The organism is Telluria beijingensis (assembly GCF_030770395.1).
GTDB classification, from domain to species: Bacteria; Pseudomonadota; Gammaproteobacteria; order Burkholderiales; family Burkholderiaceae_D; genus Telluria; species Telluria beijingensis.
This window is the reverse complement of the sequence record NZ_CP132480.1, coordinates 1881890-1895789: the sequence shown is the minus strand read 5'-3', so window position 1 is coordinate 1895789 and position 13900 is coordinate 1881890. Positions and strand designations below refer to the sequence as shown.

The following is a 13900-nucleotide window of genomic DNA, read 5'->3' as shown; positions in this document are numbered from 1 at the left end:
CAGACCATGAGCGAACAACTCCTTCTGAATATCCAGGGCGTGAACAAGCGCTTCGGCGGCCTGCAGGCGCTGACCGATGTCGGCATCCGGATCATGCGCGGCCAGATCGTCGGCCTGATCGGGCCGAACGGCGCCGGCAAGACCACCTTCTTCAACGTGATCACCGGCCTCTATCAACCCGACAGCGGCACCTTCGAGCTGGCCGGCAAGCCGTATTCGCCGTCGGCGCCGCACGAGGTGGCGAAGGCGGGCATCGCGCGCACCTTCCAGAACATCCGCCTGTTCGGCGAGATGAGCGCGCTGGAAAACGTGATGGTCGGCCGCCACGTACGCACCAGACAGGGCGTGCTGGGCGCGATCCTGCGCCACAAGGCAGCGCGCGAAGAAGAAGAAGCGATCCGGCTGCGCGCCCAGGAGCTGCTCGACTTCGTCGGCATCGGCCGATTCGCGCATCGCACCGCCAAATTCCTGTCCTACGGCGACCAGCGGCGCCTGGAAATCGCGCGCGCGCTGGCCACCGACCCGCAGCTGCTGGCGCTGGACGAGCCGGCGGCCGGCATGAACGCGACCGAGAAGCTGGCGCTGCGCGAGCTGCTGGTGAAAATCAAGGCCGAGGGCCGCACCGTGCTGCTGATCGAGCACGACGTCAAGCTCATGATGGGCCTGTGCGACCGCATCACGGTGCTCGAATACGGCAAGCGGATCGCCGAAGGGTTACCGAGCGAGATCCAGAAGAACCAGGCCGTGATCGACGCCTATCTTGGAGGTGCGCACTGATGAGCGAAACAATCCTGAACGTTGCCGGCCTGAAGGTCGCCTACGGCGGCATCAAGGCGGTCAAGGGCATCGACCTGCAGGTGGCGAAGGGCGAACTGGTGACGCTGATCGGCGCCAACGGCGCCGGCAAGACCACGACCCTGAAAGCCATCACCGGCACCCTCCCGCCGTGCAAGGTGGAGGGCGAGATCAGCTACCTCGGCCAGACCTTGCGCGGCACGCCGTCGCACCGCATGGTGCAGCAAAAGCTGGCCATGGTGCCGGAAGGGCGGGGCGTGTTCACCCGCATGTCGATCCACGAGAACCTGCTGATGGGCGCCTACACGCGCAACGATAAAGCCGGGATCGAGGCCGATATCGAGAAGTGGTATGCGGTGTTTCCGCGCCTGAAAGAGCGGTCCACTCAGCTGGCCGGCACCCTGTCGGGCGGCGAGCAGCAGATGCTGGCGATGGCGCGCGCGCTGATGTGCCATCCGACCCTGCTGCTGCTGGATGAGCCGTCGATGGGCCTGGCGCCGATCATGGTCGAGAAGATCTTCGAAGTGATCCGCGACGTGTCGCGCCAGGGCATCACGATCCTGCTGGTGGAGCAGAACGCCAAGCTGGCGCTGCAGGCCGCGCACCGCGGCTATGTGATGGAGTCGGGTGCGATCACCATGAGCGGCAAGGCGCGCGACATGCTGGACGATCCGCGGGTGCAGGCGGCGTATCTGGGGGAGTGACGGCGGCAGACGCAAAAAAAGCCGGGACGCGCGAGCGTCCCGGCTTTCTTATTTGACCAGCCGAAGCTTAGGCCGCAGCCGCAGCGGCGCTGGCAGCGTTGCCAGCTTTCGCAGCAGTCGCAGAAAATTGCGACACGGCGGCGTTCATATTGGTTTCCAGCGCTTCGACCGCCTGCTTGGAGGTCTTGCTGAACTGCTCGTAACCGGCGTTGGCGTTGCTGATCGCGGTCTTGACGGCGGCAACGAAGCTTTCCGAACCGGCCGGGGCGTTCTTGCTCACTTCGTCGACCAGCGAGATCACCTTGCGGTTGGCTTCGACGATCTGGCTTTCGGCGGCTTTCGAGAACTCGGCGCCGGTGCCGGTGGCGATCGAGGCCAGCTGGCGGCTGTACGACAGGGCTTTCTCGGCGTTCGGCTGGGCCTGCGAGGCGGTCAGCGAGAAGAATTCTTGTGGGTCTTTAGCGCTCAGCAGCTGGCGAGCAGCGGCCGACGAATCTTCCAGGGTCGAGCGCGCGGTGCTGATGTTCAGTTCGACCAGCTTTTCCACGCCTTCGAAGGTTTTCGAGGTCAGTGCCGAAAACAGGGCGAATTGGGATTCCAGGCTGGCCTTGGTAGCGTTCGAAAATTGTTCAGGGATTGCAAACATGTGGCTCTCCAAATATGTCGTTTCAAGAATGGACTATTGCTCTGTGAGACAGGTTCTTCATTAAAAAGCGACGAAACTCTTTTTGTGCACCGCAACAGGGCAGATTTTCTGTCAGTTCGGTTGACGCGTCAAGCATTTTTGATGCGACGCACCATCCAAGATACATAATTTTCTTGAATGCATTTATTGCAAGAAAAGTCAATTGATCTAGCGCAAACCAGAGTCGCATTTTGGCCGGCTGAAACTCAATGGTAGAGAGCATGCTAGACTCGATGCTTGCGTTTCATTCAATGCCGTGCACCATGGCGGCGCAGGACCATGTCGACCCACGCCACTCCCATGACCGGCAGCGCCTGGCTGTCTCCCGTACCGCTGTTCTTCGTTTTCCTCTGGAGCACCGGCTTCATCGTCGCCAAGCTCGGCCTGCCGTATGCGCCGCCGCTAACCTTCCTGATCGTGCGCGGCTTGGGCGTGCTGGCGGTGCTGCTGCCGCTGATACTGTTGTGGCGGGCGCCGTGGCCGCGCGGCCAGGTCGGGCATATCGCGCTGTCCGGCCTGTTGTTGCAAGCGGGCTATCTGGGCGGCGTGTGGGCCGCCATCAAGCTTGGCATGCCGGCCGGGCTGACCGCCCTGATCGTCGGCATGCAACCGATTCTCACCGCTGCCTGCGCGCCGCTGATCGGCGAGCGGGTGCGGCCGATCCAGTGGCTGGGCCTGCTACTCGGCCTGACCGGCGTGGCCCTGGTCGTGTACGCCAAGCTGGGCCTGGCCGGCCTGTCGCCGGCCGCCCTCGGCCTGTGCGTGTTCGCGCTGCTGAGCATCACGGCCGGCACCATGTACCAGCGCCGCTTCTGCCCGCGCTTCGACCTGCGCAGCGGCGCCGCGATCCAGTTCGGCGCCACCGTGCTGGCGCTGGCGCCGCTCGCGATCTGGCTGGAAGACCTCGACCCCGCGTTCTCGACCATCACCTGGAGCGGCGATTTCGTCATCGCCTGGCTGTGGTCGGTGTTCGCGCTATCGATCGGCGCGACCTTCCTGCTTTTTAGATTGATCGGGCGCAGCCAGGCCACCGAAGTGACGAGCCTGATGTACCTGACCCCGCCGACCACCGCCATCATGGCCTGGCTGCTGTTCGGCGAAGCATTCAATGCACTCGGCCTGCTCGGGATGGCGGTGGCCGTCACCGGAGTCGCCTTCGTCGTGCGCAAACCACAGGAGATCCCATGACCATTGAGAATCCCAGCCAGGCCGCAGTCGACGCCGCCATCACTTCGCGCCGCTCGATCCGCGCCTTCCTCGACAAGCCGGTCGAGCGCGACGACATCGCCCGCATCCTCGACGTGGCGGCGCGCGCGCCATCCGGCACCAATACCCAGCCCTGGAAAGTCCATGTATTGACCGGCGCGGCGCGCGAACGCTTATCAACGGCGATCCTGGCCGCGTACACCGATCCGGAACAGGCCGACGCGCACCACGAGGAATATCCCTACTATCCGCGCGAATGGGTGTCGCCCTATGTCGACCGGCGGCGCAAGGTGGGCTGGGACCTGTACAGCCTGCTGGGCCTGACGCGCGACAACAAGGCCGGCATGGCGGCCCAGCATGCGCGCAACTACGCCTTCTTCGATGCGCCGGTCGGCATGATCTTCACCATCGACCGCATCATGGAGCAGGGCTCGTGGCTCGACTATGGCATGTTCCTGCAGAACATCATGGTCGCGGCGCGGGCGAGGGGGCTGGATACCTGCCCGCAAGCCGCTTTTACGCAGTATCATCGGATCATCGCGGCCGAACTGGGACTGCCCGCGAGCGAGATGGTGGTGTGCGGCATGGCACTGGGCTGGGCCGATCCGGACCGCATCGAGAACACGCTGGAAACCGAGCGCGAACCCAGCCATGTGTTTACGCGCTTCATGGACTGAGAGTCTATCCCGGTAGGTGGGAGTCACCCCTGGCGCGCCTGGCGAGCGTGTGCTGCGTTGCTCGTCGTTGCATGGCTCGCCATGCGGCCTCCTCGCGCCTTGCCCACGATCGCCATGCATCGCCATGTGCTTCCCCCCACCTACCGGGATAGACTCTAAAGTAACAAGCAACCATATCTCATTGATATCAAACGAAAGTTCAAAACCGGGCGCTTGTTGGATTTGAGTGGGTAATTGCCGCACAGAACGCTATTTTTGCTTGCGATCGAGCGTCGTTCCGCTACACTTCCATCTGTATCTCATCAGTTCGGTCCAGGGGCTTCACGATGTTTAAACTTGCTTTGGCTGCAGTTGTCGCCGCGTTGTTCGCCATTGCACCGATGCAGGCATCCGGTGCGGGGGCGGGCGCAGGTGCGGGCGCCACCGAACAAGCCAAGAAAGCCAAGCCTTCCCAGGCAGCCAAGAAAAAGCCCAAACGCAAAGCCAAGGCCAAGACCACCAAGAAGCGCAAGGAAGTCGCCAGTGCCGGCGACACCAGCCAGCGCATGGTGCGACGGGTGCGCACCGTCAACGGCAAGCGCGTCGTCACCTATCATCCGGCCCGCAAGGCGGCGGCCGTCGCCGCGGTGGCGGCAGCGGCGACGGCGGGCGACAAGGCGGGGCTGCACAAGACCGACGATCCACTGTCGCTGCGCTCCAGCGTCGCCTATGTGGTCGACCAGAACAGCGCGGAAGTGCTGTTCGAAAAGAACGCCAATGTCGCGTTGCCGATCGCCTCGATCACCAAACTGATGACCGGCATGGTCGTCATGGAAGCCAAGCAAGACCTCGACGAAGTGTTGCGCGTGACCGACGCCGACGTCGACCGCCTCAAATACAGCAGCTCGCGCCTGCCGGTGGGCGCGCGCATGACCCGCCGTGAACTGCTGCACATCACCCTGATGAGTTCCGAGAACCGCGCCGCCTCGGCGCTGGGCCGCAATTATCCGGGCGGCATCGAGGCCTTCGTGGCCGCGATGAATGCCAAGGCGAAGGAACTCGGCATGGCGGACACCCATTACGTCGATTCCAGCGGCCTGTCGAGCCGCAATGTCTCGAGCGCGCGCGACCTGGTCAAGCTGGTGATGGCGGCGCACGAAGATCCGGTGCTGCGCGACTTCTCGACTACCCCGAAATCGACCGTGCAGGCCAGCGGCCGCACCATGCATTACGCGAATACCAACTACCTGGTGTCGCTACCCGACTGGAATATCGGCCTGCAAAAGACCGGTTTCATCAATGAGGCGGGGCGCTGCCTGGTGATGCAGGCCATGATCCATGGCCGTAATGTCGTGATGATCTTCCTGGATTCGAAAGGCAAGATGTCGCGCACCGCCGATGCCGGGCGTATCCGGCGCTGGATCGAATCGCTGCCGGATCGGATGGATGTCGACGCAGTGCCGACGCCGACCATCACGGCCAGCGCGCCGAGCTTGTCGCATTGATCCGGCGTTTAGACGTTCGGCACCGCCCGATACCCCAGCGTCGACGAAATCCGCGACGCCGTCTGTACCAGATCCTCTAGCCAATCCTCTTGCAGCCGGTCCGCTGGCGCCGAGATCGACAATCCCGCCACCAGCTTGCCGCTGTCGTCATGGATGCCTGCCGCCATGCAGCGCACGCCCAGTTCCAGCTCCTCGTTGTCGCGCGCGTAGCCGCGCGCCCGCACCAGGCTCAGTTCGCGCTCCAGGCGCGCCAGCTCGGTAATCGAATTGCGCGTGTGGCCGGCCAGGCCGGTGCGGGTGGCATAGGCGCGGATCGCCTTGACGTCGTCCACCGACAGAAACAGCTTGCCGGTCGAGGTCAGGTGCAATGGGCCGCGTCCGCCGATGGCGCGCACCACCTGCATCCCCGAGCGCTCCGAGAACGCGCGGTCGATGTAGACGATCTCGTCGCCCTGGCGCACCGACAGGTTGACCGTTTGCTGGGTCTTGCGGTGCAGGGCGCGCATGGCGTCCAGCGCCGCTTCGCGCACCGACAGCCGGCTCTTGACCACATTGCCCAGTTCCAGCAGGCGCATGCCGAGGCGATAGGTGCCCGGCTCGACCCGGTCGACGAAGCGCGTGACCACCATATCGTTGAGGATGCGGTGCGCGGTCGATGGATGCAGGCCTGATACCCGCGACAATTCCTTGAGGCTGACCGGGTCGGAATAGCTCGACAGGGCGTCGAGCAGGGCCATCATGCGCTCGATGACCTGGATCGAGGTCTTGGCTGTGGTAGGCGTTTCCATTTTCATGATGTGGTTGGTGCAGTGCAGTATCATGACTTTATACCATGATGTGAAACGACGGCGCAAACGGCGACTTGCAAACTTGGCGGGTTTGCCACATGCTGGGCTTGGACGCGGCATAATGCTGTTCCCGCATCCACTGTACCGAGACGATGGAAAACCCGATCAGCGAGTTCAAGACCTTGCGCGGCCTGGAGCGCATCGGCGCCGCCTGCCGCAACACCTGGGACGGCCTGCGCTGGGCCTGGCGCAGCGAAGCGGCCTTCCGGCAAGAGATGGTATTGATCGTGCTGGCCAGCATCCTCGCGCTGTTGCTGCCGGTATCGGGATTCCAGAAACTGGCCCTGATCGGCGTGCTGGTCGTGGTGCTGATCGTCGAGCTGATCAACTCCGCGATCGAGGCGGTCGTCGACCGCATCTCGCTCGAGCGCCATCCCTTGTCGAAGGCCGCCAAGGACCTGGGCAGCGCGGCGGTCGCCTTGACCCTGCTGCTGGCCTTCGCCACCTGGGCCGTCGTACTCTACAACCGCTTTATGTAGGCTGTTACAAGATGCGCCGTCCGCGGACGGCGCCGTGTGAATCAACCATGGAGAAGACTATGACCTTACGCCTCGGCGACACCGCGCCCGATTTCGAGCAGGATTCCAGCATCGGCAAGATCCGCTTTCACGAGTGGGCGGGCGATTCCTGGGTGGTGCTGTTCTCGCACCCGGCCGACTTCACGCCGGTCTGCACGACCGAGCTGGGCCTGACCGCCAAGCTCAAGCCGGAGTTCGACAAGCGCAACGTCAAGGCGATCGCGCTGTCGGTCGACGCCGCCGAAAAACACGTCGACTGGATCAAGGATATCGAAGAAACCCAGCAGACCGTGGTCGGCTTCCCGATCGTGGCCGATGCGGATAAAACCGTGTCCGAGCTGTACGACATGATCCACCCGAACGCATCGGCCACCGCCACCGTGCGCTCGCTGTTCGTGATCGACCCAGCCAAGAAAGTGCGTCTGATCATCACCTATCCGATGAGCACCGGCCGCAACTTCGACGAAGTGCTGCGCGTGATCGACGCCCTGCAACTGACTGACGGCTACACGGTCGCCACGCCGGGCAACTGGAAGGATGGCGATCCGGTCATCATCCCGCTGACCGTCACCGATCCCGAAGTCATCAAGCAGAAGTATCCGAAAGGCTTCGAGGCGCCGCGTCCTTACCTGCGCCTGACGCCGCAGCCGAACAAGTAAGCGGAGACGACTCCCTCAACGGCGAGCCCGGCAACAGCCTGGCTCGCCGTTTTTTCGTAGTGCGGCGGCAACGAATGTGGCCTGATTGGCGCCTCGGTACGAATTTCTCTGCATAAGCAAATGAGGAAGCTGTCGTTTGGATCGCGGCAGTGTTCGGCTTACCCTGTGCGCCACAGGAGAGCACGGCATGTCGATGACATATGTATTGGCGGGATTCGCGGTAGGTTTATTGGTCGGCATGACCGGCGTCGGGGGCGGCTCCCTGATGACGCCGCTATTGACCCTGCTGTTCGGCGTTTCTCCCTCGGTCGCGGTCGGCACCGACCTGGCCTTTGCCGCGATCACCAAGAGCGCCGGCACCATCACCCACCGCTTCACGCGCACCGTGCACTGGCCGATCGTCGGCCGCCTGTGCCTGGGCGCGCTGCCGGCGGCGGTGCTGGCGGCCATCGGCTTGAACCAGTTCGGCGCGCTGAGCGAGCAACTGGGCCAGGTGATCCGCTACACGATCGCGGTCTCGGTCATGCTGACCGTGCTGGCGCTGCTGCTGCGCAGCCGGCTGCTGGCCTGGATCCACGCCCACCCGGAACGCCAGCTGCAGGGCCGCAGCCTGGCCGCGGCGACGATCGTCGCGGGCGCGGTGCTGGGCGTGCTGGTGACGGTGTCCTCGATCGGCGCCGGCGCCATCGGCGCGACCCTGCTGGTCTTCCTGTATCCCAAACTGACCCCGGCCGAAGTGGCCGGCACCGACATCGCCTACGCCGTGCCGCTGACGGCGATCGCCGCCCTCGGCCACTGGTGGCTGGGCTCGATCGACTGGATGTTGCTGTTGACGCTGCTGGTCGGTTCGCTGCCCGGCATCACCCTCGGCGCCATGGTCGCCAAGGCGGTGCCCGAACGCTTCCTGCGCGGCCTGCTGGCCACCACGCTGACCGCCGTTGCCGCCAAGCTGGTGCTGTGATGCGCTCAACCAAATAGCGTTTCGTATCTATACAAATAAGTATTCTTTCGTTTGCTTTATAAACACTGCGTGAGATTATGCGAGTCCGATAGAAGAATTTGTAATAAGGACTCGCATGACTTCGCTAGCATTGCCAGGCAGTACGGCAGCGCACAAGCCCGCCAAGAGGCCGGGGCGGGTGATCCCCGGCTTCGGCATCTCGCTCGGCTTCACGCTGTTCTACCTGGCGCTGATCGTCCTCATCCCGCTGTCTGCGGTGTTCCTGAATACCTTCAGCATGAGCTGGGCGGATTTCTGGGCGACCGTCACTTCCGAGCGGGTGATGGCGTCCTACCGCCTCAGCTTCGGCGCCTCATTGATCGCGGCCGCCATCAACGTCGTCTTCGGCGGCATCGTGGCCTGGGTGCTGGTGCGCTACCAGTTCCCCGGCAAGCGCTTCGTCGACGCCCTGGTCGACCTGCCGTTCGCGCTGCCGACCGCGGTGGCCGGCATCACGCTGACCGCGCTGTATTCGCATAACGGCTGGATCGGCCAGTACCTGGATGCGCTGGGCATCAAAGTGGCCTTTTCCCCCCTCGGCGTGGTGGTGGCGCTGACCTTCATCGGCCTGCCGTTCGTCGTGCGCACGGTGCAGCCGGTGCTCGAGGAAGCCGAGCGCGAACTCGAAGAAGCCGCCGCCAGCCTGGGCGCGGCGCCGCTGCAGACCTTCATCCGCGTGGTGCTGCCGACCATCACCCCGGCGCTGCTGACCGGCTTCGCGCTGGCGTTTGCACGCGCCACCGGCGAATACGGTTCCGTCATCTTCATCGCCGGCAACCTGCCGATGGTGTCCGAGATCACGCCGCTATTGATCATCTCCAAGCTGGAACAGTACGACTATGCCGGCGCGACGGCGATCGCGGTGGTGATGCTGGTGTTCTCGTTCATCCTGCTGCTGGCGATTAACCTCTTGCAGGCGTGGACGCGCAAACGGGCGGGCAAGGCATGAGCGCCGTGTTGAACAACGTGGGGCAGCCCGTGAACGGTGCTGCCAAAGGCAGGCGGCTCGATACCAGCGTGCTCGAACCGGGCTGGGTGCGCATTACCCTGATCGCCGTCGCGCTCATTTTCCTGACCCTGTTCCTGTTCATCCCGCTCGCGGCGGTGTTCACCGAGGCGCTCAAGAAGGGCTGGGAAGTCTATGTCGAATCGGTGATCGATGCCGATGCGCTGTCGGCCATCAAGCTGACCCTGATCGCGGCCGCCATCTCGGTGCCGCTGAACCTGGTGTTCGGCGTGGCGGCGGCGTGGGCCATCGCCAAGTTCGAATTCCGCGGCAAGAGCATCCTGCTGACGCTGATCGACCTGCCGTTCTCGATCTCGCCGGTGATCGCGGGCCTGATGTACGTGCTGGTGTTCGGCGCCTCGGGCTGGTTCGGTCCCTGGCTGGCCGACAACGACATCAAGATCCTGTTCGCGGTGCCGGGCATCGTGCTGGCCACCGTGTTCATCACCTTCCCGTTCGTGGCGCGCGAGCTGATCCCGCTGATGCAGCAGCAGGGCACCGAAGAAGAAGAAGCCGCGCTGGTGCTGGGCGCCTCGGGCTGGTCGACCTTCTGGCGCGTGACGATGCCGAACATCAAATGGGGCCTGCTGTATGGCGTCATCCTGTGCAACGCCCGCGCGATGGGCGAGTTCGGCGCGGTGTCGGTGGTCTCGGGCCACATCCGCGGCGAGACCAACACGATGCCGCTGCACGTCGAGATCCTCTACAACGAATACAACTTCACGGCCGCTTTCGCCGTCGCATCGCTGCTCGCGCTGCTGGCACTGGTGACGCTGGCCATCAAGTCCTTTATCGAATGGCGCCTGCACGAATCCCGCAAGGCTTCGACCGCAGCCCCTCACTGAAACAACGCCGGAGTCACGCATGACGATCGAAGTCCAACACATCCGCAAGCAGTTCGGCCAGTTCACGGCCCTTGACGACGTCTCGCTGCAGTTCCCCGACGGCGAACTGACTGCCTTGCTCGGCCCTTCGGGCTGCGGCAAGACCACGCTGCTGCGCATCATCGCCGGCCTCGAATACCCGGATTCCGGTTCGGTGCTGCTCGACGGCCAGGATTCCTCGCACCGCCACGTGCGCGAACGCCAGGTCGGCTTCGTGTTCCAGCACTATGCGCTGTTCAAGCACATGACCGTGTTCGAGAACGTCGCCTTCGGCCTGCGCGTCAAGCCGCGCAAGGACCGTCCGAGCGAACAGCAGATCCGCGACAAGGTGAAAAAACTGCTCGAGCTGGTGCAGCTCGACTGGATCGCCGACCGCTATCCGCCGCAGCTGTCGGGCGGCCAGCGCCAGCGCATCGCCCTGGCGCGAGCGCTCGCGGTCGAGCCGCGCGTGCTGCTGCTGGACGAACCGTTCGGCGCGCTCGATGCCAAGGTGCGCAAGGAGCTGCGCCGCTGGCTGCGCCGCCTGCACGACGAGCTGCACGTGACCTCGATCTTCGTCACCCACGACCAGGAAGAAGCGCTCGAAGTGGCCGACCAGGTGGTCTTGATGAACAAGGGCCGCGTCGAGCAGCTGGGCAGCCCGGACGAGGTCTATAACAATCCGGCATCGCCCTTCGTGTATGGCTTCCTGGGCAACGTCAACCTGTTCCACGGCCGCGTGCACGAAGGCGTGCTGGCCAGCGGCGACGTCAACTTCCAGGCGCCGCAGCACGCAGGCGTGCGCGATGGCGCCGGCATTGGCTATGTGCGTCCGCACGATCTCGACGTGGAGCGCTACACGCCGGGCGCCGCCGGCGTGGTGGCCAAGCTGCGCCGCGCGCATGCGATCGGCCCGCTGGCCCAGCTCGACCTGGAGCGCGCCGACAACCAGCAGATCATCGAGGCGGTGATGCCGAACGAGCGCTTCGCCAGCCTGGGCCTGAAAGAAGGCGAGACGCTGGTCGTGCGTCCGCGCCGCATCGAAGTGTTCGTCGACGAAGGAAGCGCGATATGAATTTCCAGCAGCTGCGTTCGGTCCGCGAGGCGGCCCGGCGCGACTTCAACCTGACCGAAGTCGCCAACGCCCTGTTCACGTCGCAGCCGGGCGTGTCGCGCCAGATCCGCGAGCTCGAGGAAGAACTGGGCGTGGTCATCTTCGAGCGCAACGGCAAGCGCCTGACCGGCCTGACGCCGCCCGGCAAGGGCATCCTGCGCATCGTCGAGAAGCTGCTGGTCGAAGCCGAGAACCTGCAGCAGGCCAGCCGAGAATACGCCGCGCAGGATAGCGGCACGCTCACGGTGGCCGTGACCCACACCCAGGCGCGCTACGCATTGCCGCAGGTGGTGCAGTCGTTCCGCGCCGCCTTCCCCAACGTGCGCATCGCCCTGCAGCAAAGCGCGCCGGAACACATCGCCGAATGGGTGGCCTCGGGCAAGGCCGACATCGGGATCGCGACCGAGGGCCTGTCGGCCTTCCCCGACCTGGTGTCCTTCCCGTGCTATCGCTGGAGCCACCTGATCGTGGCGCCGGAGGGCCATCCGATCTTCTCCAGCGGTTCGCCGCTGCGCCTGGAAGACCTGGCCGAGCATCCGCTGATCACCTACGACGTCGGTTTCACCGGCCGCAGTCACATCGATGCGGCGTTCGTCGAAGCCGGGCTGGGGCCGGACATCGTGCTCACCGCGATGGACTCCGACGTCATCAAGCAGTACGTGTCGCTGGGCCTGGGCGTGGGCATCGTGGCCTCGATGGCGTTCGACCATGGCCGCGACAAGGGCCTGCGCGCGATCGAGGCGTCGCACCTGTTCGCGCAGAACGTGACGCGCCTGGCGGTGCGGCGCGGTTCGTATTTGCGGGCGTATGCCTTCCACTTCATCGAGCGTTTCGCCCAGGGTTATACGCGGGCGGATATCGAGAAGGCGATCGCCACCGCCGACTGACAAGCCAGCTGAGGCCCGCCATGCCAATGAAGGCGGCGTCGAAGGCGGGAAACAGCCGGCCGGTGGTCACGATATTCACCAGCGGCAGGCTGGCCCACAATGCGCCCGATGCGAGCGCCAGCGCGCGCCAGCCCTGCGCCGCCGGGCGGCAGGCGGCGAATAGTGCCGCCAGGCCCCACACCGCGAAGAAACAGTGGATTTCCCACTGAGCGCGCGCCGCCAGGTCCAGCGGCAGCAGGCGGTTGGCCAGCATGAAGCCTGCTACCGCGATCGACAGGCCGGCCACGCAGGCCACATTGCCCCGCTCGACCAGCAGCAATCCGAAGCCAGGCCGCGGACTCTTTTGCCGGCGCTTGACCGCCCATAGCACCATGCCGGTCGCCACCATCGCGGCGCCGGCCAGGCTGCTCAGGAAGTACAGCAAGCGCAATAGAGGATCGGCGAAGCGGCCCAGGTGCAGCGCATAAGCGCCGCCCCAGGTGCGTATTGCGGGGCTAGCGCTGTCGTGCGTGGCCAGTAGGGCGCCGCTGACGCCATCGAACAACAGCCAGGATGGCGCTACCGACACCCGGTCGCCATCGCCGCGCACGATGGCGATGCGGGCCGCGCCGTCGCCGGGATGGGTGACGACGATGCGGCCCACTTTATCGCTGCCCCAGCGCGCATCTGCCTGCGCCATCAAGGGCGCCAGACTGGCCAGCGGCGCCGCGCTGCCGCTGCGCGCCGGCGTGTCGAAGCGCGGCTGCATGACCTTCGCCATTTCCGACCGCGCCTGCTGCGGACCGAAGGCCGCCAGCGCCGGCCACGGCATGTAGAAGAACATCAGGGTCACCAGCCCGGTGTACAGGATCATCAGGTGGAAGGGCAGCGACAGCACCGAGAAGCCGTTGTGCGCGTCCAGCCACGAGCGTTGTCCCTTGCCCGGCCTGAAGGTGAAGAAGTCCTTGAAGATGCGGCGGTGGATGACGATCCCGCTCACCACCACGACCAGCGACATGATGGTGCACAGGCCGACGATCCAGCGGCCCAGCGTGGCCGGCAGGTAGTGCAGCGAAAAGTGAAAGTAGTAGAAGAACTCGCCGCCCTGGGTCGCGCGCGGGGCGAGCAGGGCGCCGCTGGTCGGGTCGAGCAGCGCGCGTTCTCGGGTGTCGCCTCGTTCCCATGCGACCTCGATCGCGTTGGCGCGCGCGCCGGGCAGGATGACGTGCCATTCGTCAAAGCCGGCGCCTTGCCGCGCCAGCGTGCCAAGTGCGCGCTGCGCCGCCGTGGCCTGGTCGAGCGCGGCGGGGCGGGCCGGGATCTCGGGCCGCAGCCACTGCGTGAGTTCGTCGCGGTAGTAGCTGATGCCGCCGGTGACGAAGATGGCGATCAGCAGCCATCCGCCCAGCAGGCCGGCCCACAGGTGCAGGCCGGCCATGGCCTGGCGCAGGCCGGGTGCGTTCGGCGCCGCCATC

General features: G+C 64.9%; 15 protein-coding genes. 12 read left to right on the top strand and 3 right to left on the bottom strand.

Annotated features, from left to right (window positions below; all coding sequences use genetic code 11):
* The first annotated feature begins 6 nt into the window (after positions 1-6).
* Together Q9246_RS08425 and Q9246_RS08420 are read left to right on the top strand one after the other, a co-directional pair.
* Complete coding sequence (locus Q9246_RS08425) at positions 7-777, top strand: ABC transporter ATP-binding protein (protein ID WP_306396917.1); 771 nt, start codon at positions 7-9, stop codon at positions 775-777.
* Positions 777-1499, top strand: coding sequence for an ABC transporter ATP-binding protein (locus Q9246_RS08420; RefSeq protein ID WP_306396916.1), 723 nt, complete (start codon positions 777-779; stop codon positions 1497-1499). Before Q9246_RS08425 ends, Q9246_RS08420 begins: the two co-directional genes overlap by 1 nt.
* Positions 1500-1566: 67 nt before the next feature.
* On the opposite strand, the gene Q9246_RS08415 is transcribed toward Q9246_RS08420, so the two are convergent.
* Positions 1567-2145, bottom strand: coding sequence for a phasin family protein (locus tag Q9246_RS08415; RefSeq protein ID WP_306396914.1), 579 nt, complete (start codon positions 2143-2145; stop codon positions 1567-1569).
* Positions 2146-2463: 318 nt separating this feature from the next.
* Between Q9246_RS08415 and Q9246_RS08410 the strand changes: the two genes are divergently transcribed.
* From Q9246_RS08410 to pbpG, 3 genes are all read left to right on the top strand, one after another.
* On the top strand, positions 2464-3372 hold the full coding sequence (locus tag Q9246_RS08410) for a DMT family transporter (RefSeq protein ID WP_306396912.1): 909 nt from the start codon (positions 2464-2466) through the stop codon (positions 3370-3372).
* Complete coding sequence (locus tag Q9246_RS08405; protein ID WP_306396910.1) at positions 3369-4067, top strand: nitroreductase; 699 nt, start codon at positions 3369-3371, stop codon at positions 4065-4067. Before Q9246_RS08410 ends, Q9246_RS08405 begins: the two co-directional genes overlap by 4 nt.
* A gap of 326 nt (positions 4068-4393) precedes the next feature.
* Positions 4394-5551 (top strand): D-alanyl-D-alanine endopeptidase, encoded by a 1158-nt coding sequence (pbpG, locus tag Q9246_RS08400; protein ID WP_422802361.1) that lies wholly within the window; start codon positions 4394-4396, stop codon positions 5549-5551.
* A gap of 8 nt (positions 5552-5559) precedes the next feature.
* Here the strand turns inward: pbpG and Q9246_RS08395 are convergent, their stop codons facing one another.
* Positions 5560-6345 (bottom strand): IclR family transcriptional regulator, encoded by a 786-nt coding sequence (locus Q9246_RS08395; RefSeq protein ID WP_306396908.1) that lies wholly within the window; start codon positions 6343-6345, stop codon positions 5560-5562.
* Between the two features lie 146 nt (positions 6346-6491).
* On the opposite strand from Q9246_RS08395, the gene Q9246_RS08390 reads away from it, so the two are divergent.
* The 7 genes from Q9246_RS08390 (at position 6492) to Q9246_RS08360 (ending at position 12446) form a co-directional block, all read left to right on the top strand.
* The gene (locus Q9246_RS08390) at positions 6492-6878 is read left to right on the top strand and encodes a diacylglycerol kinase (RefSeq protein ID WP_306396907.1); all 387 of its coding nucleotides are present in this window, start codon (positions 6492-6494) and stop codon (positions 6876-6878) included.
* Positions 6879-6937: 59 nt separating this feature from the next.
* Complete coding sequence (locus Q9246_RS08385) at positions 6938-7576, top strand: peroxiredoxin (protein WP_306396905.1); 639 nt, start codon at positions 6938-6940, stop codon at positions 7574-7576.
* A gap of 187 nt (positions 7577-7763) precedes the next feature.
* The gene (locus Q9246_RS08380) at positions 7764-8537 is read left to right on the top strand and encodes a sulfite exporter TauE/SafE family protein (protein WP_306396904.1); all 774 of its coding nucleotides are present in this window, start codon (positions 7764-7766) and stop codon (positions 8535-8537) included.
* A gap of 115 nt (positions 8538-8652) precedes the next feature.
* The gene (gene cysT, locus Q9246_RS08375; RefSeq protein ID WP_306396902.1) at positions 8653-9525 is read left to right on the top strand and encodes a sulfate ABC transporter permease subunit CysT; all 873 of its coding nucleotides are present in this window, start codon (positions 8653-8655) and stop codon (positions 9523-9525) included.
* On the top strand, positions 9522-10427 hold the full coding sequence (cysW, locus tag Q9246_RS08370) for a sulfate ABC transporter permease subunit CysW (RefSeq protein ID WP_306396900.1): 906 nt from the start codon (positions 9522-9524) through the stop codon (positions 10425-10427). The genes cysT and cysW overlap by 4 nt, the downstream gene beginning before the upstream one ends.
* A 19-nt stretch (positions 10428-10446) precedes the next feature.
* Positions 10447-11520, top strand: coding sequence for a sulfate/molybdate ABC transporter ATP-binding protein (locus Q9246_RS08365; RefSeq protein ID WP_306396898.1), 1074 nt, complete (start codon positions 10447-10449; stop codon positions 11518-11520).
* On the top strand, positions 11517-12446 hold the full coding sequence (locus Q9246_RS08360) for a CysB family HTH-type transcriptional regulator (RefSeq protein ID WP_306396896.1): 930 nt from the start codon (positions 11517-11519) through the stop codon (positions 12444-12446). The genes Q9246_RS08365 and Q9246_RS08360 overlap by 4 nt, the downstream gene beginning before the upstream one ends.
* Here Q9246_RS08360 and Q9246_RS08355 read toward each other — a convergent pair.
* A complete protein-coding gene (locus Q9246_RS08355) occupies positions 12379-13899 on the bottom strand; it encodes a PepSY-associated TM helix domain-containing protein (RefSeq protein ID WP_306396895.1) in 1521 nt (506 codons plus the stop codon). The two genes, Q9246_RS08360 and Q9246_RS08355, sit on opposite strands and share 68 nt — an antisense overlap.
* Position 13900 lies beyond the last annotated feature (1 nt).